Here is a 24,700-nt window from a genome sequence, read left to right on the forward strand (position 1 = left end):
GGCCTTTAATAAAGCTTTAGAGCTTCCAACAAACACCATTGGAGTAATTACGTGAGCATCAACGGCGAACGCGACGAGTACACCGCCACCTTCGGCGCGGACGAAGGATACGTCCAAGAGTCCCTTTTCGATGTGGGGCCTGACGAGGAACTGGGTTACCGTGTTCCAATCGCTTGCCAGGTTGCCGGCATTACTTACCGCCAGCTTGATTACTGGGCACGCACCAACCTGGTTAACCCTTCCATTCGTACCGCCCGCGGTTCCGGTTCGCAGCGTCTGTACTCCTTCAAGGACGTGCTTGTCTTGAAGATCGTTAAGCGTTTGCTTGACACTGGGATCTCGCTGCAGAACATTCGCGTGGCTGTTGATTCATTGCGCGACCGCGGTGTCAATGACCTTGCTGAGCTGACCCTCGTTTCCGACGGCACCACCGTCTACGAGTGCCGCTCCAACGATGAGGTCATCGACCTTCTGGCCGGCGGCCAGGGTGTATTCGGTATTGCTGTGCCTGGCATCCTCAAGGAGCTCTCCGGCACCATTTCCTCTTTCCCGGCCGAGCGCGTCGACGAGTTCGAAGAAGAAACTGTTGTAGGAATCGACGAGCTCGCTGCTCGCCGCAAGCGCAAGACCTCTTAGGAGTTCTTTGACCAAAGCTATAGGCCCCGACTCAAGCTCACGTGAGTCGGGGCCTGTAGCTGTTTTGTTTGTCTGGCAGAATCTAGCCGCACTATCTACTTTTCAATTGGTGCGCGGCACGCGGCTGGTGCAAAGCGCTACGCGCCAGCGGCTGCCTTGAGTGCCTTGGCTACTGCTGCCTCATCGCTTGGGTCTGCAACGGCGGTGAAGGAATCTGCGGCGTCGTCAAGCACTGTGTCTTTGTCGCCTTCGCCAACGTGGACGACGGACAAGGTTACGTCCTTGGATTTGGCTTCGTTGAGTACTTGTTTGAATGTGGAATCATCCATGTCCTGCGCGGTGCCCGTGGTGACGAGGAGGACCTTAGCGTTCTTGCCAGTACCAGCAGCCTGCTCAGAGGCATTCGTCAGCGCGGCAGTGACTGCACTACGGGTTTGGGGAACACCACCGGTACCGAACTGCTGAACCGCAAACGCCACTGGGCCGGCCTCGCCGAAGCCAATGTTTTGGCGGTATCCCACTGTGGCGGTCTCGGAAATAGGTGAGGAATAGTTCCACAGGCTCACTAGGCCATCTTTCTCACCGAGAGCAGTGGCTGTTTCCGCTAGGGCCTGCGTTACAGGGTTGAAGTAGGGAGCGAGTCCCTCTGAAGTATCAAGCAGGACAAGGGTGTTGTCCGCCAAGGCGGCCCCAGCTTCGTTATCCGGCGCAGCGCTCGTGGAGCTGGCGCTCGAATCCGCAGCCGTGGACGTGGAACTGGGTGCTTCCTTGCTCGTGGAAGCTGCGGCACTGGCTTCTGCCGTGGTTTCGGCGACTTCTGAGTCAGCTGCCGTCGTGGCTTTAGGGGAGTCCCCGCCCCGCAGAAGGAAGAACAAGCCCACCGCAATAGCGAGAATAAGTGCGGCCAGGAGGGCCAACACCCAACCCGCCATCGCGAACGTGTTCTTGCCATTGGAATGTCGTGCCATGAGTATTCCTTCCGCACTGGACGGCTCGTGCCGTTTCCATAGCCCCACCCGGGCTTATGCTCACTTTATCGGTTTGTCATTGTAGCCGCCGACGCCTCATCCACGAGGGTGACAAGCCGTTGACGCAGCGGTTTAGCCTTGGCTGCCAGCGCACGTTGGCGCCCAACGTATTCAGCTTTGCCCTCTGGGGTTTCAATAGGCACCACGCCGAAGCCCCAATCACGGCAGTCATACGGCGAAGCTTCCATATCAAGAGTGCGGGCTTCAATGGCTAACTCCAAGGTTTGAATGAATAGCTCACCGGGCACCAAGGGGCCTAACTTCCATGCCCACTTGTACAGGTCCATCGTCGCATGGACGCAACCGCTCTGATCGCTGTCCGGCTGTCCTTCGCGCGTCAATACAGTGAGGTTGAGCGGACGTGCTGGCTCAGTGAAGAAGCGAAAAGCATCGTAGTGGGTGCACCGGACTCGATGGTTTTCGACGACCTCATTGGTGCCCGCCGCGCCCAAGCGCAGCGGTAAGTCATGGCGCGGAGTGTCCGTTTTATAAACCATCGCCCATTCGTGCAACCCGAAGCAGTCAAACTGTGCAGGATTGGCCGCAGTCTTTGCCATCAGGTTACGGATATAGGTGATAGATTCCCCGCGTCTTTGCCAGAAAGAGTCCAGATCGAGGTGTACACCCTGACCCGTGCGGCGGTAGTCGCGCCACTCCTCGTGCGGAACCTGTCCCGGCTCGCCCAAGAGCGTAACCCCAAAGCCTGGGTGCCAACGTCGAAGATGAGAAGGCCGCACCGGGTAGTACTCGAAGAGGAAATCATAGACCGGGTGATAGCCACCGGGGTGGCGAAACTCGGCTAGGAGCTCCTCAGCACGTGCAACATGCGCATCGTAGCGGGGGCGCCACTCGTCGGGCTGGAGCAGCATTAGCGCTGACCACCACCTCGGCGGCCCGAGCCCCCTGGCTTTCCATTGCGGGAACGGTTTCGACTGCCGCGGCCACCCGCGCCACCACGGCCACCACGGCCACCGTGTCCGCCGCGTCCAGGTTGTCCAGACTGGCCGCCAGCGTTCTGGCGCTTGGAGCTACCGCCCCGCGAAGCCGGATTGTTCTGGTGCGGCGGCGGAAGGGGTTCACCAGAAGGCTTGCGTGCGCCAGTAATCTTGGCGAGCTCCGGAGCGCCAGCAGGATTAGGGCGATCACTTAGATCAAGCTCGAAGGCTATGACTCCGGCCTTCTTGATGAGCTTGGCAACCTCATCGCGCTGCTGATCCATGACCAAAGTGACCACCGCGCCAGAGGCACCACCACGCGCGGTACGCCCGGCGCGGTGCAGGTAGGCCTTGTGCTCAGCAGGTGGGTCCACGTGCACGACCAGCGAGACGTCCGCAATATCGATGCCGCGGGCTGCAATGTCGGTGGCCACAAGCACGGGAACCGAGCCATCAGCGAAACCCTCAATGGCCTTCGTGCGCGCGCCCTGGCCTTTATCACCATGCAGCGGCAGGGCATTGATTCCTACGCGGCGCAGCTTCTTGGCTTGACGGTCTACACCGTGCTTGGTGCGCATGAACATGATGGTCTTGCCTTCGCGTGCGGCGATGCGCACAACCACGTCGTTGCGGCCATCACGGTCCCCAACGAAAACCAAGTGGTGGGTCATGGTGTCGACTGCTGCTTCAACCGGTGCGGTTGAGTGCGTAACAGGGGAGTGCATGAACTGCTTGACCAGCTTGTCCACATCGCCATCTAGTGTGGCAGAGAAGAGTAAACGCTGTCCCTTCTTGGGCGTGAGCGCCATGAGCTTGCGGACCTGTGGGAGGAAGCCCATGTCAGCCATGTGGTCAGCTTCGTCGAGCGCAGTAATCGCGACGTCGTCAAGCGAAAGCTTGCCCTGGTTGATGAGGTCCTGAGCGCGTCCAGGAGTTGCCACCAACAGATCGACGGGGCGGGCGAGCGAGCGGATGTGGTGGTTGATGTTCACGCCGCCGACCACAGAAAGGACGCGCAAGCCTAAAGCGTTCGCGGGCTCATCGAGGCGATCGTGGATCTGCGTCGCGAGCTCACGCGTCGGTGCAAGCACCAAAGCGCGCGGGCGAGCCGGCTTCGAGGCACCAGTGTGCGCCAATCGGGTGAGGATGGGAAGTCCAAAGGTGAAGGTCTTGCCAGAACCCGTCGGGCCGCGGCCGAGGACGTCTTTGCCAGCGAGGGCGTCGGGGATTGCCGCCTGCTGGATAGGGAAAGGTTCCGTGATGCCCTGCTTGTTGAGGACACGCACGATTTCTTGAGGTAAGCCGAGGTCGGCGAAAGTAGTCATTGTCCTTTAGCTTAGTGGCCAAGCCTCATGATTCCGTAATCCCGAAAGCACACAAGGCCCGGATTGAACGGCGCGGAGGCCCTAGGGCTAAAACGAGTGCAGCGCCAAGACCCCAAGAAGAGGACCTAGCGCTGCGCAAGATTCGGTGGCGTCAAGCCAGCTGAATCTAAAGCTCGCTCAGGCTGCGATCGGCCGACCACTCGATGTGGAAGGTGCCTTCCTTGTCCACGCGCTTGAAGGTGTGAGCGCCGAAGAAATCGCGCTGGCCCTGGATGAGGGCAGCGGGCAGGCGCTCAGCGCGCAGGCTGTCGTAGTAGGACAGGGAAGAGGCAAAGACCGGTACCGGTAGGCCTAGTTGGGTCGCGGTGACAACCACGCGGCGCCAAGGCGCGATGAGCTCGGAGAGCTCGCCCTTGAAGTAAGGATCGAGAATCAGGGCCGGCAGCTGCGGGTTGGTGTCATAAGCCTCGCGGATGCGGTCCAGGAACTTAGCGCGGATGATGCAACCGCCGCGCCAGATGGTGGCAAGGTCGCGTGGGTCAACGTCCCAGCCGAACTGCTCAGAGCCCGCCTTGATCTCATCGAAGCCCTGGGAGTAAGCAATGAGCTTGGAAGCATAGAGCGCCTGGCGCACGTCCTCGATGAACGCCTGCTTGTCGACGTCGGTCTCGATGACGCCGGCTGGAAGCTCACCCTCTTGGGCCGCTGCGCGCTGCTCGGTAGCCGAAGAAAGAGCGCGAGCGAAGACAGCTTCAGCGATGGCGGTAACCGGAACACCCAGCTCTAGGCCATTGATGGCGGTCCAGCGGCCGGTGCCCTTCTGGCCGGCGGCGTCAACGATGACGTCGACAAGCGGCTTGCCCGTTTCCGGATCGGTCTGTGCGAGAACCTCAGCGGTGATCTCGATGAGGTAGGAGTCGAGATCGCCGGAGTTCCATTCCTTGAACACAGCAGCGATCTCGGCAGGCTCGAGGCCAGCGCCGTAACGCAGCAGCTGGTAGGCCTCGCCAATAACCTGCATGTCGGCGTACTCGATACCGTTGTGGACCATCTTGACGAAGTGGCCGGCGCCATCCGGGCCGATGTGGGTCACGCACGGGGTGCCGTCAACCTTGGCAGCAATCGATTCCAGGATGGGGCCGAGGGTCTTCCAGGACTCAGCAGGGCCACCGGGCATGATGGACGGGCCGTTGAGCGCGCCTTCCTCGCCACCGGAGATGCCGGCGCCAACGAAGTGCTTGCCCTTGGCAGCTACTTCCTTCTCACGACGAATCGTGTCGGTGTAGAGGGCGTTTCCGCCATCGATGATGATGTCGCCTTCATCCATGGCTGCAGCCAGCTGGTCGATTACTGCATCGGTAGCCTTACCTGCCTGAACCATGATGATGGCCTTGCGCGGGCGCGCAAGCGATGCGACGAAGTCCTCGACGGTCTCGGAAGGGATGAAGTTGCCCTCGGAGCCGTGTTCTTCGATGAGCTTGTGGGTCTTCTCCGGGCTGCGGTTGTAGACGGCTACGGTGTTGCCGTTGTGGGCGAAGTTGCGGGCCAAGTTAGAGCCCATAACAGCCAAGCCGACAACGCCAATGTGGGCGAGTTCAGTCTTTTCAGTCATGTGCTCTATCCTACGTCAGACTTTCCCGCTATTCTGTCATGGCATGAGCCAAGAAAACCCAGACAAGTTTGAACTCATGGCGAAGATGGTCGCCACCGTCCAAGAACGCCCGCTTTCCGCTGAGGAAATCGCGGTTTTCAACGCCCACAACCACGGCCTTGGCGGGCTGCTCGGCCTGGACTTTACTTTTGTGTCGAAGGACGAAGTACGTGCCCAGCTTGAGGTCAAGCCTGAGCACCACCAGCCGTGGGGCGCGGCCAACGGCGGCCTTTATTGCTCCATCGCGGAATCCGTGGGCTCCATTGCATCCTTCGTTGCAGCGGCTGCACCGGTAGTTGGAATCAACAACAACACCGACTTCATCCGCTCAGTGTCTGACGGAATTCTGGAAGCCGTGGCAACACCAGTACAGCTGGGTCGGCGCACCCACATCTGGTGCATTGAGATGCGCCAAGCCGGCAAACTCATTGCGCGCACGAACCTGCGCACAATGGTCAACCCATAGTGCTGCGGACCCTAGGGAGTGCTGTGTACTCTCTAGGGCTTTGTTTCCGCCCTAGAGCCAGTGGTTGCGGCGGAACCACCACCACATGACCGCGACCACGAGCACCATGAGGCCTAGCGCCATGAAGTAGCCGCCGGGCCAGTGCAGTTCCGGCATGACATCGAAGTTCATGCCGTAAATGCCGGCGACCAGGGTAGGAGCAGCCCACATGCCGACCACCGCAGAGATGGTGCGCATGTCGCTGTTTTGCTGCATGGTCACCTTGGCCACAGAGGCGTCGATAAGCGAGGTGAGGCGCTCGTCGAAGCCTGCCACCTGGTCCTTGACCACGAGCTCGTGGTCGTTGACGTCGCGCAGGTAAGAACGAATCTGCTTCGAGATCAAGTCCTTGTGGTCATTGATCATGGCTTTCAGCGCGACCGAAAGCGGGTCAATGGCGTGCTTCATCTCCAAGATCTCACGCTTGAACATGTAGATCCTGTCAATGTTGAACTTGGTCTGCGGCGTAAAGACCTCTTCCTCGATCTCATCGACCTCGATGGCGAGCAGGCGCACGATCTCGGAGTAGCGATCCACCATCATGTCAAGAATTTTCCATGCCATGGCTACTGGTCCGAGTTCGACCAAGTCCTGCTCGTCCTGGACCGTGTAGGCCAGGTTTGGCAGCTTGGCAGAGTGGCGGACCGTAATGATGAAGTTGCTCCCCAGAATCATCTGGATTTCACCTGTGGAGATGATCTGGCGCTTATCAGCAACCTCATCGTGGTCGCGGTAGTTGACCGAACGGGCGACCATAAACAGTTGATCGTCGTAGCGCTCGAGTTTGGGGCGCTGGTGTGCTTGGACGGCGTCTTCCACGATCAGTTCGTGGATACCAAACTCGGACGCAACCTTGGTCATCTGGGACTCATAAGGCTCATGCAGGCCTACCCACACGAATCCGCGTCCGTATTCCTCCACGGTTTGCAAAGCCGTGTGCGGGGTGAACTCGCCCGGAAGCGACTCGCCATCGACGAAGACCCGGCAATGTTCGATTGCTCGTTCTGCCGGAACAGAGAAAGTGCGGGAGGTACTGGGTGGATCGTTCTTCTTGCGTGGCCTAAAGGGCGACGGTACAGACGGCATCGTTTCAGCCTCCTTCACTTTATGAGCAGACGTGAGCCGAAATTGGTTTCGGCAGGCAATTTTTAACTAGCGGGTAAAGCCTACACTGCCACGGGGCATATACTAGTTTTCATGCCTACTTGGAAAGAAGTCACCGCTGCCAACCCTGCACACTCAGAGAACTTTGCCCGCAAGTGGAAAATGCTTGCTGCGCAGGGCAAAGATATCCACGGCGAGGCGCGTCTAGTAGACGCAATGGTGGAGCGAGGCTCCCTAATTTTGGATGCAGGCTGTGGCACAGGCCGGCTTGGCGGCGAGTTGGTCAATCGTGGCCACAAGGTCGTCGGTGTCGACGTCGATCCCATCCTCATTAGCCACGCGGAGCATGATTTCCCAGACGGCCAGTGGGTGGTAGGTGACCTCTCGGAGGACGAGATTCCGGAGGGTAACTTCGACCTTGTGGTCTCCGCCGGCAACGTTATGACCTTCCTCGCAGTTGATGGTCGCGAGGCAGCCATGCGCAACATCTACAACTCGCTGCATTCTGACGGCCGTTTTGTCGTCGGTTTTGGTGAAGGCCGCGGCTGGGCCTTTGATGACTTCCTGACCCTGGCCAAGGAGGTGGGCTTCCGCGTTGACTTCCTTTTCTCCTCGTGGGATATGAAGGTATTCAAGGAGAGCTCGACATTCTTGGTAGCGGTGCTGACCCGCCCAGGCGCAGACCTGCTTTAGCGTCCAGATACAGTCCTAGAGAATGACCGTCCTAAAGAATCTCGAGAAGGGTTCGAAAACAGTTAACAGTTCGCGAACTGTTCTAAAGCAGCCCGGCCTGTCGACGCAGCTGGTGTCCGTGATCCACAGGTCCGTGCCCGTGTCCGACGCGCAGACCATCGGCGTTTTCAATGGCTTCATGCAACCATGCGGTGGACCACTCAAGAGCGTCCGGCAGGGTTTCCCCCGCGCCAAGGCGTGCGGCTAGTGCCGACGAGAGCGAGCAGCCGGTGCCGTGCGTATTTTTCGTTTCTACCCGCGGGCTTGAAACCCGGCAGAGCACTCCTTCTGGACCCACAGCGGCGTTGTCTGCGTGGCCTGCCTGCAAGTGACCGCCTTTGGCGATGACATAGGTGCCCGTTTCGCTGGCCCAGTCCTGAGCTATCGAAATCGCCTCGTCGAGACTGCTCGCGTGCGGCGTGGACGTTAGCACCGCAAGCTCTTTGAGGTTTGGCGTGATGACGGTGACCTGGCGGCACAGCTGCCGGACTGCGGCTTCTGCCTCCTCGTCGAGGAGCCTATCCCCGCTAGTGGCCACCATGACAGGGTCCAAGACAACTGGGGTATTTGGGGCGAGTGCGTCCAAGAAGCGAGAAACACTGGCCACAATGTCCGCGGTGCCGAGCATGCCGATCTTCACTGCGTCAACCGCGACGTCGTCAAGCACAGCGTCGAACTGCTCCTGCAGGAACGATAGAGGGGGAGTGTGCACCGCACGCACTCCCTGCGTATTTTGCGCCACCAAAGCCGTGACCACCGACATGCCGTAGGCTCCTGCGGCCATAAAAGACTTTAGGTCGGCTTGGACGCCGGCACCGCCCGTGGGGTCCGTTCCGGCAATGGTCAAAACGCGTGGCAAAGTGCCACGTGGATCCGTGGATTCCACAACTATCCCTTCGCTAGTACTAACTGAGTGCAGGTTCTTAGGGTCTAATCTCAGCCGTTTTCAACGGCACCCCTTGTTGTAAGCTTTGAGGTTAACAAAAAGCACTATCTGGCGGAGATAAATTGTGGCAGATTCGGCAGAATCAGTAGCTTGAGAACAAAACAGAAACCGCCCCCGCGTGAGCAAGCTTAAAAGCTTGGCTAGGCGGGGGCGGGATGCAGGATGACTGGCAGGCGGCGCTGAAGTGCGCGTCCGGCCCGTCATCGGCGTGACTTCATTTACTTATTCTTGTTGATGAAGTTGCGAGCGATGCGCTGCTGATCGGTGATCTCCAGGTTGCCGCGGTCGCGGGAAATCATGTTCTGGATCCAGTTGACAGCAACAGTGGTGCGGTTGCGGAAGCCAAGGACGTACATGATGTGCAAGCCCATCCAGGAAACCCATGCCGGGAAACCGTCGAACTCGGTCTTGCCCATCTTCACAACAGCGTTGAAGCGGGAGATGACGGCCATGGAGCCCTTGTCGAAGTACTCGAATGCCTCGTGCTCGTTGGCGGTGGACTCCTCATCGACCTTTGCCTTGATGAGCTTGGCAACGTGTGCGCCACCCTGGATAGCAACCTGTGCTACGCCTGGCAGGCGGTTCAGGGAGATCATGTCGCCGACCATGTAGACGTTGTCGTGCTGGCCCACGGTCAGGTCGTCGTTGACGGAGACGCGGCCAGCACGGTCTGCTTCGACGCCAGCCTGGTCAGCAACCATCTTGCCCAGCGGGGAAGCGGACACACCAGCGGACCAGATCTTGGTTGCGCCCTCGAGGGTGACAACGTCCTCGTTCTTCATGTTCTTGTAGGTGACAGCGTCCTCGGTGACGTCGGTAACCATAGCGTTCAGACGTACGTCGACGCCGAGACGCTCGAGGGAGCGCTGAGCCTTGCGGCCAAGGCGCTTGCCGAACGGCGGCAGTACCTGTGGCGCACCATCCAAGAGGTAAATCTTGGCGCTGGTGGTGCCGTAGTTGGAATACTGGTCGCGCAGCGTGCGGTTTGCAAGCTCGGCGATCTGGCCGGTTAGCTCCACACCGGTTGGGCCAGCACCAACGATGATGAAGGTAAGGAGGCGCTCGCGCTCGACAGGATCGTCAACAAACTCAGCCTTTTCGAAGGCAGACACGATGCGGGAGCGCAGCTCAAGTGCGTCATCCAGGGTCTTCATGCCCGGCGCGAACTCAGCGAAGTGGTCGTTGCCGAAGTAAGACTGGCCGGCACCAGCAGCTACGACGAGGGAGTCGTATGCGAAAGTACGGCTAAAACCGTCGAGCTCAGCGGTAACGGTCTGATCCTCGATGTTGATATCGGTTACTTCGCCGTTGACGAAGTGGGCATTATCCTGGCCGCGCAGCAGCTGACGGGTAGAAGGAGCAATCTCACCGGCGGAGATCATGCCGGTTGCTACCTGGTACAGCATCGGCTGGAACAGGTGGTGATTCTTCTTATCAATCAGGGTGATCTCGACGTCAGCATTCTTTAGCTGCTGTACTGCGTTGAGACCGCCAAAGCCTGCGCCGATAACGACTACGTGGTGGCGGCCGCCGGCTGGGCGGTAAGGGGTTTCAGCCATGGTGGGGTGATACCTTCCTGAGAAAGCGAAAATTTTTGTACCGAATCAGTCTAAACCCTAGATACCGTACATGCATACTTTATATACCTTAAACTGGCTCTTCCTCGGCATGGCGAGGTATTTAGGTGGGCTTTTCAGATTAAGGTGAGTGCAAAACCCTTAGTGCAGCTGGTCAAGGAGACCCCAAGAAAATGGTCAATTTTTCACACCTAGACACAATTGACGCTGCGCAATGGCCAAGCGTGGCGAATGTTCCTTCAGTGAGCTTTGGGCAGTTTAAAGCCCGACGCGCAGAGGCGGAATTTGCCAAGACATGCGACCTGGCGGAGATCGACCTTGATCCGGAAACGGATTCAGAAGACGGTCCAGACATGGAGGTCCTACACGATGCGCTGTTTACTCGCATTGCGGCTACGGGATGGCTTGGTTTTGCGGAGTCTTATCTAGCAGGCGAGTGGACTACGGAAAACTCGGAGAAGTTGGTGAAGGTTTTACGCTGCCTGCTGCAGACTGGGTATCGGCCCAAGGCTAAGGAGCTTGCGCCGGAACTTTCTGCTCCGGGGGAGCTTCCTGTGGAGCTGGTCCGTTTATATGCAGGCGACGGGTTTACACACAGTGGTGGCATTTTTGCCAGTGGGGTTCCCACGACGGTCCGCGAGGCGGTTCCTAGTTTTAGCCAACAGGCGGGCAGGAAAGAGCCTAAAGAACACCTTGTTGACGTAACTAAAGTCAGTGAGCCAACGAGCGTGGATCGTAGTGATCTGCGGGACGGCCAGCGGCGCAGCGCACAGTGGCTCCTCGACGCCACGCATTCCGGTGCGGGTACGCATCTTTTGGTTTATCCCGCGACGGGGTTGAATGTGGCGGTGGAGGCTGTGAGTCGACGCGCAACGGTGGATGTGTTGACGGCCGATGCTGAGCAGCTTAACGAGTTCAACGAGATCTTGTTGCTCGAAGGCGCTGCGGATTCGGTACACGTGCAGCTTAGCGACGCCGTGATTCCTCACCCCAAGCAGTGGCGTGGGCGTTATGACGCGATTGTGAGCGTGGAGAAACTAGAGCTGCTCACTCCGGCTGAGCGCAAGCGCTTTGTGAGCGTCCTGGACCGTTCCTTGGTGCCAGGCGGGCGAGTTGCATTGGCCTCTACTTTTGCGACGGATGCGATGACGCCTGCTGGGCGGGCAGCACTGCAGGTGCTGCGGGCTTATATCTGGCCGGGTTTGGATTACCCGACCATCGAGGAAACACACAAGCTCTTTGACAAGCAGTCCAATCTTCGCATCGTGGCACAGACTCACGTGGGTAGCCATTACGCGGAGTCGCTGCGTGAGCAGCGTAGCTACTTTGACGGGCACCTGCGCGAAGCAGCAGCAGCGGGATTCGATCCGGTATTCCGCAGGCTGTGGACCTTCCAGTTCGCGTTGCGTGAAGCGCTCTTCGAGCTGGGCATGATCGACGCCGTACAAGTAACGGCGACCCATCGCAATCGCGGCGGCCGCCGTTAGGCTGCAATCGGCCACGCAGTAGCCCCAGGCAGGGTTAAGGGGCTAACTGGCTAAGAGGATAAGCGGTTAAGGAGTAACCACAGGGCGCGAGGCGCGCTCGAGCAAGACAGCGATGGAGTCGTAGCTCTTGCCGGAGATCATCTCCAGGCCCATCTCACAGGTGCGGTTATCGGAGACATAAGCATCGAAGTGCTCAGCCTCGAGGGAAGCGCGCTCCTCACGGGTAGCCGATTCCACCAGCTCTGGGTGGAGCATGATGCGGTCACCGGCGGAGCCACAGCACATAGCGCCTTCTGGAACCTTGGCATGGCCACAGAGGTTGGCCAGCTGCACCAAGTCATCGCTGATGCCCATGTGCGCAGTGGAACAGGTTGGGTGAACGGCGATGGTGCCCATGTTCTGGACGATCGGTAGGTGAGGGGCAACCTCATCGCGTAGCCACTCGACGACGTCCATGATGCGCAGCTGGGACCATAATTCCTTGTCCGCTTCGGAGAGCGCCTCTGGGACACTGTCGAGCAAGCCGTGGGTACAGCTGGCGGCATCCACGATGATGGGGAGCTTGCCGTGCTCAGACCAGTGCCACAGGTCGCGGACGATCTTGGTGGCCTGGTATTCGAAGCCCTCGGTGTAGCCCTTAGAAGACCAAGGAGTACCGCAGCAGTCGCCTGCTACATCATCCGGAATCCACACCGGTTGTCCGGAACGGCGGCCAAGTTCGACGACGGCGCGCGGCAGATCCACCGAATCCGGGGCGGCGCCAGCAGGGCGGCCAAAGATGCGGTTGATGCAAGCCGGGAAGTACAAGGCCTGTGCGCCTTCACGCGGTGTCTCCGGTAGACGGGACGCACCCTTAGGGAGTGGACCTGGCACGGTGGGCAGCAAGTCAGGGGAGATGACGTTGCGGGCCATGTTGGCGCCGAGCTCAAGTGGCTTGTGCGGAATCTTATTGGCGGAAATGACGCCAGCACGCGCGAGCTTCTCGACGAGCGCCCAACGCTGCGCGGTCGACAGGGCTACCTTCTCGGCCTTGGGGCCAGCTTCCTGCTTGCGCAGCTGCTTCATCACTGCGCCGGTGTCGATGCTGATGGGACACGGAATGGAACAGGTGCCGTCCGCCGCACACATGTCGACGGCATCGTACTGATATTCCTCTTGCAGCTGGCGCAGGACCGCAGAGCCTTCTGGTTGGCGGGCCATCTCGCGGCGCAAGACGATGCGCTGACGTGGGGTGACCGTGGCGTGGCGGGACGGGCAAACGGGTTCGCAGAAGCCGCACTCCACGCAAGGATTAATCATGTCCTCGACCTTGGGGAAGGACTTGAAATTCTTCAGGTGCACGGACTTGTCGCGGGTGAGCTTCACATTTGGCGCGAGGATGCCTTGCGGGTCAATCATGTTCTTGACTTCCCAGAAGAGCTCGAAGGCTTCGGAGCCCCACTCGTGCTCGAGGAATGGAGCCATGTTTACGCCGGTACCGTGCTCGGCCTTCATCGAACCTTGGTACTTGTCGATGACCAACTCAGCCAGCTCGTCCAGGAAGTTGGCATAAGATTCGCGTTCTTCGTCTAGATCGAAGCGCGGGGTAAGGAAGAAGTGCAGGTTGCCGAAGGCGGCGTGTCCCATCACCGACTCGGGGTAGCCATACTTGTGCTGCAGATCCAGCAAATCGGCGGCTGCGTTGCCTACCTCTGCGGGCGGGAAGCAGACGTCCTCGGTGATGTAGGTGGTGCCGTTCGGGCGGTCGGCTCCGAGCAGGCCGTACAAACCGTTGCGGAGCTCCCATGCGCCGCGCATGCCCTCTGGTGTGGTCTCGAATTCGAGTGGGCGTAAAAGCGGTGCGTCCTTGAGGACCTCCTTGAGGCGCTCCATCGCGGATTCGAGATCGGCGAGGTCGGTGCCGCCTACCTCGACGAGCAGTGCTGCTTCATCGTCATCAAGGTCGATCCAGGACTTTGGCGCGTGGGCGTAGTGTTCTGCCGAACGGCGCATCACCGGTGCGACGAGGAGTTCGCAGGCTTCAGCGCCGGCCTCCATGATTGGGTGCACGAAGTTGGCTGCATCGCGCAGGTTCGGCAACTCGACCCAGGTCGTGGCTTTGACTTGCGGAAGCTTCACCGTCTTGATGACGGACTCGACGATGGCGCCGAAAATGCCTTCGGAGCCGACGAGCAGGCGCTTTAGGATCTTGACCGGCTCGTCCTCGTCGAGGAAAGCGTCAATGCGTAGGCCGTTGGTATTGCGGATGGAGAACTTCTTGCGCAAGAACTCCACCATCTCGGTGTTCGCTCGCAGGCGGTCGCGGAAGGCGAGGAGGTTGGCGTGAAGTTCAGGCTCCTGTGCGCGGAAGGCATCGTCGCCGCGAGCGGTATCGACAATGGTTCCGGAGGGCAAGACGAAGACGAGCTCATCGACGCAGTGGTAGCTATCGCGCTCCAGCGAACAGCGCATGCCGCCGGAGTTGTCGGCGAGGACGCCGCCGATGGTGCATACAGAGGTTGATCCTGGGTCCGGGCCGAGCATGAATCCGTGCCGGCCGAGGACTGCCTGGGCGTCGCCAAGCACAACGCCTGGGCGGGACCACAGCTTGTTGCCGCCATCCCTGACCTCCATGCCGGTGAAGTTGGTCTTCACATCAACCAAGATGTCATCTGACATTGCTTGGCCGTTGAGCGAGGTGCCCGCGGCGCGGAACGTCATGTGGCGGCCGTTCTCGCGGCAGTAGGTCATGAGCTTGGACAAGTCGCTGGCACTACGCGCTGACACTACGATTTGAGGAATGGATCGGTAGGGGCCGGCGTCGGAAGAGAATCGGACAAGGTCTGATAGGCGTCCGTGCACGTTTTCCGGACCGACGATGGCCTCCATGTCTTTGATGAGCGACATGGGGGAGCCGTTGGTGTACTTCGCTGGTACAGCATCTGCCTGGCTCGTTGATCCCTGTGGGCGAGAAATCTTTGTTGAATCGGGACTCAGAAGCTTTTGCATACACTCAACTTAGTCCCAGATATCTGTTGACCGATAGTAAGTGTGGCCTAAGGTCACCTTTGTTTAACCACAGTTGGGGGCGGCGAGTTTAGACCCCTTCATTAGCGGTATCCCAACGTCCGAAACTGCTAGTTCATTTAACGGGATGTTGTGCTATGGTTTGGAAATCAATCAATCCATAGAAAGATATTCACCACGTCGGTGGGATCGGGAAAGGGAAGTTGGGCTCAGGGGTGTCGTTCCTGGGGGCAAGGTCCCTAACCTTTACCCCCACAGATTCCACTCACAATGAAGGTGCCTGATGGCAAGCCGGACATGCGAGTGGGGAAGAGGTGGGTAACTTCCAAGTAGTAAGGGCGAGTCACATGTCGAGTATGACTTCTCACCAGTGTGAAGTAGCCGATCCGTCGGCGGCGCAGGAAGCGCAAAGCAGCTCTGAGAAGCTAGCGGTTTACGCATTTCCCATCGTGATTGTGCTGTGTGCAATTGCAGCCTTCATGAGTCCGTCGACCTTTGTCCCGGTTAGCTCTTATACGAGCCAGCTGCTTATGGTCATTATGTTCTCGATGGGTCTTACCCTGACGATCCCGGATCTTGCGCTCGTTGCCAAGCGTCCATTGCCCATCCTTATTGGCGTTGTATGCCAGTTTGTGGTTATGCCGACCAGTGCAGTGCTTGTTGCTAAGCTGCTGGGGCTTAACGACGCCGTTACCGTCGGCCTAATCCTGCTTGGTTCGGTTCCTGGTGGTACGGCATCCAATGTCATGGCGTACTTGGCAAAGGGTGACGTGGCGCTGTCTGTCGCCATGACGTCCGTTTCTACCTTGGTTTCCCCAATTATGACGCCACTGTTGATGCTGTGGCTGGCGGGGCAGAGCGCTGAGGTTGATGGAATGGGTATGATGTGGTCGCTGGTTCAGACGGTCTTAATCCCGGTTGCACTTGGCCTGTTGCTGCGCGTTGTGGCAAGCAAGGCGGTTGATTATGTCATCCCGGTGCTGCCGTTGGTGGCTATCGTCGGTATTGGTGCAGTGGTTACTGCGGTTGTGGCAAAGTCGCAGGATAAGCTGCTGACGGTTGGTCTTGTTGTATTCTTCGGTGTGGCCATTCAGAATGTCATCGGATTCCTCTTTGGTTACTACACGGCAAAGGTAACTCGTCAGCGCGAAGCAGCAGCGCGTACGACGGCTATCGAAGTTGCCACTCAGAACTCCGGTTTGGCCTCCGCGCTGGCGCTGCAGTTCTTTACGCCTGAGGCTGCATTGCCAGGCGTTGTGGCAGCCGTGTGGGCGAACATCACGGGCGCAGTATTCGCAGCACTCGTTCGCCGTAAGCCTTTGCCCGCTGAGGAGACCTCAGGGGAACTACTGAATGAGCCGGCGCACGTGAGCTAGTTGTGAGGTCAGGTGGGCCCCTTATATAAGGGGCCCGGGGGATAACGACACAAATCCTAAATGACATAATGTACATTATCGGACAATTATTGAATAGTGGCGTTACGTCTATACGTCCCCGTGCATCTATATCGATTTGTCGGCACTCACGTATCAATTAGTTCTTGTGACGCGCATTTCCCCGGCTGGGTGCAGACGTCGCCGAGCGGCTTGGCTTTGCCCTGGGCTACTCGCGCGGCTCAACTCGTTGGATTTATATTGACCCGGTTGTTGGTCTGGCTTGTTGGTCCGACTGCTTGCCCCCGGTTTGGGTCCGGTTTTGGTCTGGCTCGGACCCGGTGACCGAATGTGGGCCATGTTTGGCTTTTGGGGTTGCTTCTGCCCTAACCGTGCACACCACCGTTTAACGTCACTGTGACGTTAAACGGTGGTGTGAGTGGGAATTGCGGGCATGCCCTAACGGCGGTTGTATGCAGTGATAAGTTGCCAGCCCGTAAGAATGCCGAGCAATACTGCGATGCCAAGGAGTAGCCACATTTTCTGGAAGCCGACGAATACTGCGAAGCCAATGAGCACTACGAGTCGGAACCAGATGACTGGGATTAGATGTTGAGAGTTCATGCCTGCGTATTGCTAGTTACTTCCGTATTGCTAGTTACTTCTGAAGCGTGACGCGAATGTTTACTTCGCCTTCTTTTTCAATCTTGGCCGCGATCATCTCTGGAGTCTCAATTCCGTAATCTAGACGGTTGACCGGAATGTTGCCGCCCATAACGATGGTCTCACCGTCGCGAACAACGTCGAATTCCTGGGTGACCTTCTTGGTCTTGCCCTTGATCGTTAGGTCGCCGGTCAGCTTAACCTTGGCCACCGAGCCGTCGTCTGGCACTGCAGAAATATCAGCAGGCTCAGTCAGAGTGAACGTGGCTTCAGGGAATTGGCGCGTGATAAACAGCTTGTCCTTCATGTTTTGGTCACGAACCTTTTTATCCGTGGTCAAGGTGGTCATGTCCACGGTGATCGTGCCTTCTTCGACCTTGCCGTCTTTAATGACAGCCTGGCCGGTCACGTCCTTGGTGGAGCCGGAGGTCGTGGTCTTCTCAGCAGGCAGAACCTCGTTGATGGTGAAACCAACCGAGGTGAAATTATGTGGCGTACCAGCAACAACGTTCCAGGTGCCATCGACATCGGTGCTAGCTGGCTTGGTGTGCGCTGCATCAACAGGCTTTGTCTGGACACCACGGCCCATGTAAATCGAATAGAACAACGGGCCAAGTGCAACCACCGTGGCGACGAGAATTAGCACCACGAAAATGGAAATGACCAGCTTGCGGTTACCTAGAAGTTTCTGCATTTTTCCTTATCTCAATTCCTCGAGCCGACGTGCCAAGGCGACGAGTTCAGTACACAGTTCCTGGAGCTCATCCCCGTCTGCACCTTCCTTCGCTGCCATCGCGACGTCCTCGGCTGAGCAGCGTAGTTCAAATAATCCATCCCGCAATTCATCAGCACGCTCCGGAGTCATGATCACAGCGTTCTTCGGAATTGATGTACCCGAAACGTTATTACGCTGCTCATATGCGCGTTGCTTGCATGATGCGCTACAGAATTTGCGAGGGCGTCCTCGCCCTCCTTGTGGGATCTCCTTGCCGCACCATTGGCACGATGCGACAGCACGGTCGCGGCTAGCTTGACGGATCACCTGTTACACCTTAGTCCATTTAACCCGGGGTGGGAACAAACGCACGCTGTACTTCGTTATACTGTTAGTTTCTTGGGTGATTTATATCAACCCTTCCGAGCACTCTTTATGAAAAGGATGATGTTGCATGGCAGATCGCGTACTCCGTGGTAGCCGTATGGGCGCCGTCAGCTACGAGACGGACCGTGACCACGACCTAGCACCACGCCAGATGGTCAAGTACCGCACCGAAGACGGTGACATCTACGAAGTTCCTTTCGCAGATGATGCGGAAATTCCTGAGGAGTGGATGTGTAAGAACGGTAAGCTGGGCACCCTTATGGAGGGCGAAGGCGTAGAATCCAAGCCAGCCAAGCCGCCGCGTACCCACTGGGACATGCTGCGTGAGCGCCGTTCCATCGAGGAACTCGACGAACTGCTTACCGAGCGCATCGATCAGCTGCGCTCCCGCCGCCGATCCGCTGCTCGTCTGCTCAAGGAGCAGCAGGAGAATCAGAGCTAGAACTCGGTTTCTGCAGCGCCGCACATGCAGCAGATAGCGCACAATAGGGCGCGCTACTTCCCCATTGCTGGGAATGTAGCGCGCCCCTTTCGTCTTAGTAGGCGGCTCATGGTGAGCCGCTCGGAGCCTACTCGGCTTGCTTTGCCTACTTGGACTTGCTGCCGAACTGGTGCTTCAGCAGGGACTGTACCTCGTCAGCGAAGTCGCCGGTCCAGGCAAAGCCTTCTTTGAGCTTGCCAGCCAGGCCCGGAAGAGAGCTGTGGCGGTAAGTGTAGGACGCGATGTTGCTGACCTCGCCAGCCAAGTCCTTGGCCTGCTCGGAACGGTGTGCAATGCCCCACTTGGTGACCTCGAAGAGGGAATCCTTGACGAAGGAGCCGTCCAGCTTCGACTCACCGTACTCGCGCTCGGTGAAGGTGATTGGTACCTCGCGTACGTCCCAGCCATCCTTGACAGCGCGGAAAGCCAAGTCAACCTGGAAGATGTAGCCAGCCTTCGACAGGTCGTCGAAGTCAATGGACTCCAGCAGCTCACGCGTAAATGCGCGGTAGCCTGCGGTCATGTCGGACAGGCCGGCGCCCAGCGCCACGGAGATGTACAAGTTGCCCAAGCGGGACAGGTACTCGCGGGAAGCAGGCCAGTTGATGGTCTCGCCGCCCGGTATGTAGCGGGAACCGATGACGAGGTCCGCGCCCTTGTCGATCTCAGCGAGGAGCAAGTGCAGCTGCTCAGGTGCGTGGGAACCGTCAGCGTCCATCTCACAGAGGACCTGGTAGTCGCGCTCCAAGCCCCACTTGAAGCCAGCAATGTAAGCACCTAGGAGGCCGCCCTTGCCCTCGCGGTGGAGGACGTGCAGCTTGTCATCCTCAGCGGCCAGCTTGTCTGCAGCCTCACCAGTGCCGTCAGGCGAGTTATCGTCCACGATCAGAATGCTGACCTCTGGGGTTGCCTTGCGGACACGGCCAGTGATCAGGGGAAGGTTCTCAATCTCGTTGTACGTCGGGATGATAACCAAGGTGGAAGCGTGGGTAGTGCTCACGTTTTAAAGCTCCTCGTTGTTTGCTGCCGGTTTAGCAGAGTTTTGTTTAGGCGCACGTTGCTTGCCACGGGCTCCTGGCTTTTCAAGATTGCCTGTCCTGCGTGCAGAACGGAGAGCAAGTAGTGCGCTGACTGTTCCAATGATAACCATGAGCCATTGCAGGAGCGAACCATACCTCACGGCAAAGGTCACTCCCTCGCGCAGCGGCAGCGTCTCAATGAGATACTTCGGCTCAAAGATTTCGCTGTGTTGGCTCACCCGGCCATCCGGATGGACAATGGCCGAGACTCCCGATGTTGCGGCGATAACCACGGCGCGGTCAGTCTCCAAGGCGCGCAGGCGGCTCATGGCTAGTTGCTGATAGGTCATGTCGGAGTAACCGAAGGTGGCGTTGTTCGTAGGCGTCGAAAGAATCTGAGCACCGTTGTTCACCGAACTGCGGAATGCCTGGTCGAAAGAGACCTCGTAGCATGTGGCCACACCGACGAGAACGTCGTTCATCGTGACCACACCGGGGCCGTCGCCCGGCTTGAAATCGCTGGCTAGGTCGACCATGTCCGTGAACCTGCGGAAGAAATCCCGCATAGGCATCGTCTCGCCGAAGGGCTGCAAATACTTCTTGTAGTGGTGCTCTCCTACTTCCCTACCTGGCTCGAAGACCTGCATGGTGTTGCGGTAGCCCACCGCGTCCTTCGTTAGCGTGCCCACCAGAACGGGCGCGTCGATGGTGTCGACGGCGGCTTCGATAAGCATGCGTGCCTGCGCATCCTTAAAAGGATTGACGTCGGAGGAATTCTCCGGCCAGATCACCAGATCGATGGGGTCTTCCTTGTTTTCCTGGGCCGCATTGGCGGCTTCCTGTGTGACTCGGACGTGGTTTTCCAATACGGCTCTGCGTTGGGCGGCAAAATCCAGGCCCATCCGCGGGACGTTGCCCTGAATCGCGGCTACCTTGACTTCGCCCACAGTATGGTCCGGGCGGTTGATACCGAGCTCCGCAGCGAGCCCTGCCACCAAGGGAAGCACTACTGCCGCCAGCGCAGCCGCACGGAGTTTTCCGCGGACCTGTGCCAAACCCACCAATCCGCACGCGCACATAACGGTGGCGAAAGTGATGAGCGCGGGCCCGCCCCACGGCGCCAGATTGGCCAGCGGCCCTTCAATCTGTCCCCACGCAAGGCGGACCCAGGAAAAGCCGCCGAAGGGAACGCTCGAGCGCAACATCTCGACCGCTACGTAAAAGCACGGGAACAAGAGGAAACCCGACCTCATGCGGGCAAGTGCGGCCCCGCCGATACCCAGCAAGATGGCATAGAGGGAGAGCCAGAATGCCAAAGCAATGTAGGGGAAATTGCCTACCAACTCCCCGATCCACGGCAAGGTGAGCAGATAGAGAAAAAACGCGTGAAGGCTGGCGATTGCGGCTCCAGCTTTCAGGCTCACGCTTGAGCCTCTCCACGGCACCAAGGCGGCAAAGAGCAACGCGATACCGAGGATCCCCATGGGCCACCAACCCAGTGGCTCAACAGCGCAAAAAGTAACGCCGCCTGAAACGCCGGCAAGCGCTAGGCGGCACAGAAACTGTTTCATTACTTCTTGGAGTCTCCCGCATCGTTTCCGGAGTCGTCGGACGAGCCACCGGTGAAGTCATCGGGATCGAGGTTCTCGGTCCACTGACGGATCTCTTCCTCGTCGAGGACCTCCGGCTCTGGGCGGCTACCCTGGGCACCGCCTGGGTACCCCGTTGTTGAACCGTAGTCCGCAGCGTTTCCGAAGCTTCCATAGGAATCATGGTGCTGCGCCATGGGCGAAGCTTCAAAGATGCGGGTACCCATGTGTTCAATCTTGCGCACCATAGAAGCCGCGAGAATCGTGCGCGCCAGGGAGCGTGTCGGCGCAAAAATGAGTAGCGCGCCGATGAGCGTTGAGACAAACCCCGGCATCGATAGCAACATGCCGCCTGCCAGCGTCAGGCCCACGTTGCCGGCGGTCTTGCCAGCTTGGTTTCCGTCCATGTAGTAGATCCCGTCTTGCCCGCGCACAATCTGGCGGCTCATGATGCGGCGGATTTCAATGCCTGCGATGGACATGCCGAAGAACATCGTCACAAACAAGGCCACGAGTGCCCACAGGATTCCAATCCACTTGGCCACGGCCCAAAAGGCGAGTGTCTCAAGCAAGGTATAGGCGATAAACAGAACGAATGGCATGGCCTCTACCCTACCCATCCGCGGCATACATGCCGTGGCCAACACCCGCTGACGTGTTTTCTACAACCGGAATCTAGGGGCGGTGAACGCAACGGTTAGACTCGCAGCCATGACTGATACCCCTGAAGCGCCTCACGTTATCACTGAAACGCCTCACGTAGGTTCGCCGCTGCTGCTTGAAGACGCCGTCCATGGAACCGTCGCACGTTTCCAACCGGTAGCCGGTGCGACGACGGCGGAAGACTGGATTGAAATCGCAGGACTGGCTCAGGATTTCGGCGATGGCAATGTCTACCTCGCCCAGAATGCAGCATTGGAGCTGCGCGGTGTTCACGACGTAACGCAGCTTGTTGCTCGCGTTAGCGCTCCTGCATTGAGCACGCTAAGCCGGCCTGTCTTGGCTTCCCCTCTCTCGGCAGTCGCGCGTGAACTGGCCCGCGATATTGCGGCGGTTTGTGAGGGGCTGGAGGCAGCTTCCGAGCTTCTCCTAGGCGTCGATGACGGAAGTGGCGACATTGTTGCGGAGGGCGTCGACTTTGGCGCGCTCTTACGCGGCACTGACAGTGCTCAGCTGATTACGCAGGGCGTGCTTTCCGACGCCGTGCTGGCCATCGAGGACCTCGTGCCCGCCTTGGTTAATGCGATTGAAGAAGCGGCGGCGAAGGCGCCGGAGGAAGCGTCTGCGGATACAGGCCGAACGGAAGAACTGAAGCTGCCTGCAACGGAGACATCGGACAAGCCGGCCCAGCCCATCGGCTGGCTGGCTGAGCATACCCCTGAAGGGCGCGTTGACCTAGGAGCAGGACTGCACAAGGGAGTAATACCGGCGGAGTTCGCGGACCTGATCGGACGCCTCGACGTCGATATTACGGTCACCCCGTGGCAGGGGCTCGTGTTCCATGACATCGCGGAAGGCGACGCCGAAGTGGTCCTGCGAGTGCTGGCACCACGCGGGTTTATCTTCGACGTGAATTCGCCTTTGCTGTAACAAGCAAGAACAAGCTAGCGCGGCATATGGCGCCACACGGGGCGCGGAACCACGCGCATGACCCATGCCAACGCCTGGAGGGGACGCGGAATCCAGAGGGTGCGGCTGCGCGGCGCGTCAGCAGTGCCCGCGCCCTTTCCAGACATGGCATCAACCACGGCGTCGGCAACCGCGTCTGGGGTCACCGAAAGCGGTGCTGGCTTCATTCCGGTGGTCATGGAACCGATGACAAAGCCCGGGCGCGCGGTAATGAGTGCGAGCGGGCTGCCGTGCAGGCGATCGGCAAGTCCTTGGCAGAAAGCATCGAGACCAGCCTTGGTGGAGCCATATACGTAGTTGGCGCGCCGGGCACGCCACCCAGCGATGGATGAGAAGGCGACGATGTGGCCGCGGGTCATCTCATCAGCAAGTACCGTCAGCATCGATACCTGGGCGCCATAGTCCACCAAGGCGATATCGAAAGCATGGGCCTCATCGCGCTCAGCACGGTCTTGGTCACCAAGGATGCCGAAAGCCACTACGGCGGTGGTGATTCCGTCGCTGTGCTCGCACAGCTCACGTGCCGCCCGAAATACGGCACGGTGTTGCTCGACGGCGGTGGCGTCGAAGTCGAGAGTATGGACTGCAATTGCGCCCGCGGCACGGAGCTTCTTAATGCGCTCGTCCATGCCGTGGGTGCCGCGTGCTGCAAGGACAATTTCGTTTCCCGGAGCAAGACGCTGCGCAATCTCGCCACCGATGTCACTGCGCCCGCCGAGGATTAACACACCTGCCATCTAGCGGACCTCGCGGGGGGCCTGGTTGACGGATTCGTATCCATCCGCGGTGGTGTACACGATGTCCTCAAGACGCATGCCCCACTTGCCTGGCACGTAGATGCCCGGCTCGATGGAAAAGGCCATGCCCTCCTCAAGGACCAACTCGTTGCCAGCCATAATGAAGGGCTCCTCGTGGGTAGACAGGCCAATGCCGTGTCCGGTGCGGTGCGTAAAGTACTCGCCGTAGCCGGCTTCCTCGATGACCTCACGGGTAGCGCGGTCGACTTCCTGTGCAGTCGCGCCGGGCTTGGCTGCTGCGCGGCCAGCTGCCTGGGCGCGCTCCAGTACTGCGTAAGCGTCCTGGAAGTCCTGAGGCGCTGCGCTCAGATCTCCGCCCACAACGTAAGTACGGGTGGTGTCGGAGTGATAACCCGAAGGCAGGGTGCCTCCGATGTCAACGACCACTGGATCGCCTTTGCTCAGCACGCGGTCACCGTAGTCGTAGTGCGGGTTGGCACCGTTAGGGCCAGAACCGACGATGATGAAGTCGACCTCCACGTGTTGGCGGAGGATCAGGTCGCGCAGGTCCGCTGCGACGTCAGCCTCGGTGCGTCCTGCCATGAGCAGACCAGGAACAGCAGCGTGGACGGCGTCGATAGCCGCGCCCGCCTTGGTCAGCTCCTCCAGCTCGGCGGCGTCCTTGCGGGTAAACAACTCGGCCAAGGAGTAGGTGGCCAGCACGTACTGAGGCTGTGCACCAGACTGGGCGGACTCAGCAAGCAGGCCCTGGATGCGCAAGACGTGGTCAGCGGTCAGCGATGCACCAAGCGCCACCGTGGGGGTACTGGAAGATGTCGTGGCGCGCAGAGGCTCGCAGGCGAGCTCATAAGGGTTCTCGCCATCGCTCCAGCCGCGCAACTCCAAACCGAGCTGCGCCACAGGCGAGGTGTTGAGCGTTTCGATGTCCGTAGACGGGGCAACGATGAAAGGCTTGCCCGTGGGGCCAAGCACCAAAGCGGTCAGGCGCTCGTGGGAGGAGACCCAGGAACCAGTAAGATAAGCAAAGTCGGCGCCGGTACCCAAAATAAGCAGGTCAATCCCCTTCTCGGCGGATACCTCTTGAGCCCGCTGCAAGCGGTCGGCGTATACAGACACTGGAAAAGTACTGTTCGAATCAGACATGTGTATGAGCC

23 protein-coding genes and 1 riboswitch are annotated in these 24,700 nt (G+C 59.0%); of the genes, 7 read left to right on the forward strand and 16 right to left on the reverse strand.

Annotated features, from left to right (window positions below; translation table 11 throughout):
- Positions 1-51: 51 nt before the first annotated feature.
- Positions 52-636 carry a MerR family transcriptional regulator gene (locus CHU71_RS06635; protein ID WP_005531463.1) on the forward strand — a complete coding sequence of 195 codons (585 nt, stop codon included), beginning with the start codon at positions 52-54 and terminating at the stop codon, positions 634-636.
- Between the two features lie 137 nt (positions 637-773).
- On the opposite strand, the gene CHU71_RS06640 is transcribed toward CHU71_RS06635, so the two are convergent.
- The 4 genes from CHU71_RS06640 to gndA all read right to left on the reverse strand — a co-directional run bounded on the left by CHU71_RS06640 (position 774) and on the right by gndA (position 5,536).
- The gene (locus tag CHU71_RS06640) at positions 774-1,604 is read right to left on the reverse strand and encodes a vWA domain-containing protein (protein ID WP_147760564.1); all 831 of its coding nucleotides are present in this window, start codon (positions 1,602-1,604) and stop codon (positions 774-776) included.
- 65 nt (positions 1,605-1,669) lie between these two features.
- A complete protein-coding gene (locus tag CHU71_RS06645; RefSeq protein WP_147760565.1) occupies positions 1,670-2,533 on the reverse strand; it encodes a 3-methyladenine DNA glycosylase in 864 nt (287 codons plus the stop codon).
- Entirely contained in the window at positions 2,533-3,924 is a 1,392-nt protein-coding gene (locus CHU71_RS06650) for a DEAD/DEAH box helicase (protein WP_147760566.1), read from the reverse strand. Before CHU71_RS06650 ends, CHU71_RS06645 begins: the two co-directional genes overlap by 1 nt.
- A 166-nt stretch (positions 3,925-4,090) precedes the next feature.
- Positions 4,091-5,536: an NADP-dependent phosphogluconate dehydrogenase gene (gene gndA / locus CHU71_RS06655; protein ID WP_005531471.1), complete on the reverse strand. Its 1,446-nt coding sequence runs from the start codon at positions 5,534-5,536 to the stop codon at positions 4,091-4,093.
- Positions 5,537-5,579: 43 nt separating this feature from the next.
- Here gndA and CHU71_RS06660 point away from each other — a divergent pair, with 43 nt between their 5' ends.
- Positions 5,580-6,041 (forward strand): PaaI family thioesterase, encoded by a 462-nt coding sequence (locus tag CHU71_RS06660; RefSeq protein ID WP_172453480.1) that lies wholly within the window; start codon positions 5,580-5,582, stop codon positions 6,039-6,041.
- Between the two features lie 51 nt (positions 6,042-6,092).
- Here CHU71_RS06660 and corA read toward each other — a convergent pair whose 3' ends face one another.
- On the reverse strand, positions 6,093-7,166 hold the full coding sequence (gene corA, locus CHU71_RS06665) for a magnesium/cobalt transporter CorA (protein ID WP_070420300.1): 1,074 nt from the start codon (positions 7,164-7,166) through the stop codon (positions 6,093-6,095).
- 111 nt (positions 7,167-7,277) lie between these two features.
- On the opposite strand from corA, the gene CHU71_RS06670 reads away from it, so the two are divergent.
- The gene (locus tag CHU71_RS06670; protein ID WP_100087851.1) at positions 7,278-7,877 is read left to right on the forward strand and encodes a class I SAM-dependent methyltransferase; all 600 of its coding nucleotides are present in this window, start codon (positions 7,278-7,280) and stop codon (positions 7,875-7,877) included.
- A gap of 82 nt (positions 7,878-7,959) precedes the next feature.
- On the opposite strand, the gene thiD is transcribed toward CHU71_RS06670, so the two are convergent.
- Positions 7,960-8,802: a bifunctional hydroxymethylpyrimidine kinase/phosphomethylpyrimidine kinase gene (thiD, locus tag CHU71_RS06675; RefSeq protein WP_100087850.1), complete on the reverse strand. Its 843-nt coding sequence runs from the start codon at positions 8,800-8,802 to the stop codon at positions 7,960-7,962.
- Positions 8,790-8,886: riboswitch (TPP riboswitch) on the reverse strand. It overlaps the preceding gene by 13 nt.
- Positions 8,887-9,080: 194 nt before the next feature.
- On the reverse strand, positions 9,081-10,421 hold the full coding sequence (locus tag CHU71_RS06680; RefSeq protein ID WP_005531479.1) for an NAD(P)/FAD-dependent oxidoreductase: 1,341 nt from the start codon (positions 10,419-10,421) through the stop codon (positions 9,081-9,083).
- A 191-nt stretch (positions 10,422-10,612) separates the two neighbouring features.
- Here CHU71_RS06680 and CHU71_RS06685 point away from each other — a divergent pair, with 191 nt between their 5' ends.
- On the forward strand, positions 10,613-11,926 hold the full coding sequence (locus tag CHU71_RS06685) for a class I SAM-dependent methyltransferase (protein ID WP_100618647.1): 1,314 nt from the start codon (positions 10,613-10,615) through the stop codon (positions 11,924-11,926).
- 66 nt (positions 11,927-11,992) lie between these two features.
- On the opposite strand, the gene CHU71_RS06690 is transcribed toward CHU71_RS06685, so the two are convergent.
- Positions 11,993-14,914, reverse strand: a complete 2,922-nt coding sequence (locus CHU71_RS06690) for an FAD-binding and (Fe-S)-binding domain-containing protein (protein ID WP_147760567.1) — start codon at positions 14,912-14,914, stop codon at positions 11,993-11,995.
- Between the two features lie 365 nt (positions 14,915-15,279).
- Between CHU71_RS06690 and CHU71_RS06695 the strand changes: the two genes are divergently transcribed.
- Positions 15,280-16,308, forward strand: coding sequence for a bile acid:sodium symporter family protein (locus CHU71_RS06695; protein WP_187272040.1), 1,029 nt, complete (start codon positions 15,280-15,282; stop codon positions 16,306-16,308).
- A gap of 456 nt (positions 16,309-16,764) precedes the next feature.
- On the opposite strand, the gene CHU71_RS12830 is transcribed toward CHU71_RS06695, so the two are convergent.
- Genes CHU71_RS12830 through CHU71_RS06705 form a run of 3 tightly spaced genes read right to left on the reverse strand, consistent with a single transcriptional unit; the run spans position 16,765 to position 18,007 of the window.
- Positions 16,765-16,929 carry a hypothetical protein gene (locus CHU71_RS12830; protein ID WP_165482971.1) on the reverse strand — a complete coding sequence of 55 codons (165 nt, stop codon included), beginning with the start codon at positions 16,927-16,929 and terminating at the stop codon, positions 16,765-16,767.
- A gap of 34 nt (positions 16,930-16,963) precedes the next feature.
- Complete coding sequence (locus CHU71_RS06700) at positions 16,964-17,662, reverse strand: YceI family protein (RefSeq protein ID WP_070420295.1); 699 nt, start codon at positions 17,660-17,662, stop codon at positions 16,964-16,966.
- A 6-nt stretch (positions 17,663-17,668) separates the two neighbouring features.
- Positions 17,669-18,007: a hypothetical protein gene (locus tag CHU71_RS06705; RefSeq protein ID WP_082254344.1), complete on the reverse strand. Its 339-nt coding sequence runs from the start codon at positions 18,005-18,007 to the stop codon at positions 17,669-17,671.
- A gap of 130 nt (positions 18,008-18,137) precedes the next feature.
- Here CHU71_RS06705 and CHU71_RS06710 point away from each other — a divergent pair, with 130 nt between their 5' ends.
- Positions 18,138-18,512 carry an RNA polymerase-binding protein RbpA gene (locus tag CHU71_RS06710; protein ID WP_034657500.1) on the forward strand — a complete coding sequence of 125 codons (375 nt, stop codon included), beginning with the start codon at positions 18,138-18,140 and terminating at the stop codon, positions 18,510-18,512.
- Between the two features lie 145 nt (positions 18,513-18,657).
- Here CHU71_RS06710 and CHU71_RS06715 read toward each other — a convergent pair whose 3' ends face one another.
- Genes CHU71_RS06715 through CHU71_RS06725 form a run of 3 tightly spaced genes read right to left on the reverse strand, consistent with a single transcriptional unit; the run spans position 18,658 to position 21,761 of the window.
- The gene (locus tag CHU71_RS06715) at positions 18,658-19,551 is read right to left on the reverse strand and encodes a polyprenol monophosphomannose synthase (protein ID WP_046645992.1); all 894 of its coding nucleotides are present in this window, start codon (positions 19,549-19,551) and stop codon (positions 18,658-18,660) included.
- 3 nt (positions 19,552-19,554) lie between these two features.
- Positions 19,555-21,141 carry an apolipoprotein N-acyltransferase gene (gene lnt / locus CHU71_RS06720; protein ID WP_147760569.1) on the reverse strand — a complete coding sequence of 529 codons (1,587 nt, stop codon included), beginning with the start codon at positions 21,139-21,141 and terminating at the stop codon, positions 19,555-19,557.
- Positions 21,141-21,761 (reverse strand): FxsA family protein, encoded by a 621-nt coding sequence (locus CHU71_RS06725; protein ID WP_236593733.1) that lies wholly within the window; start codon positions 21,759-21,761, stop codon positions 21,141-21,143. Before CHU71_RS06725 ends, lnt begins: the two co-directional genes overlap by 1 nt.
- 109 nt (positions 21,762-21,870) lie before the next feature.
- Between CHU71_RS06725 and CHU71_RS06730 the strand changes: the two genes are divergently transcribed.
- The gene (locus CHU71_RS06730; RefSeq protein ID WP_147760570.1) at positions 21,871-22,749 is read left to right on the forward strand and encodes a hypothetical protein; all 879 of its coding nucleotides are present in this window, start codon (positions 21,871-21,873) and stop codon (positions 22,747-22,749) included.
- A gap of 14 nt (positions 22,750-22,763) precedes the next feature.
- Here CHU71_RS06730 and CHU71_RS06735 read toward each other — a convergent pair whose 3' ends face one another.
- Both CHU71_RS06735 and CHU71_RS06740 read right to left on the reverse strand, forming a co-directional pair.
- Positions 22,764-23,525: an SDR family oxidoreductase gene (locus tag CHU71_RS06735; RefSeq protein WP_147760571.1), complete on the reverse strand. Its 762-nt coding sequence runs from the start codon at positions 23,523-23,525 to the stop codon at positions 22,764-22,766.
- Positions 23,526-24,689: a Xaa-Pro peptidase family protein gene (locus CHU71_RS06740; RefSeq protein ID WP_147760572.1), complete on the reverse strand. Its 1,164-nt coding sequence runs from the start codon at positions 24,687-24,689 to the stop codon at positions 23,526-23,528.
- Between the last annotated feature and the right edge of the window lie 11 nt (positions 24,690-24,700).

The organism is Corynebacterium sp. LK14 (assembly GCF_008042215.1).
In the GTDB taxonomy this organism is placed as follows: Bacteria; Actinomycetota; Actinomycetes; order Mycobacteriales; family Mycobacteriaceae; genus Corynebacterium; species Corynebacterium striatum.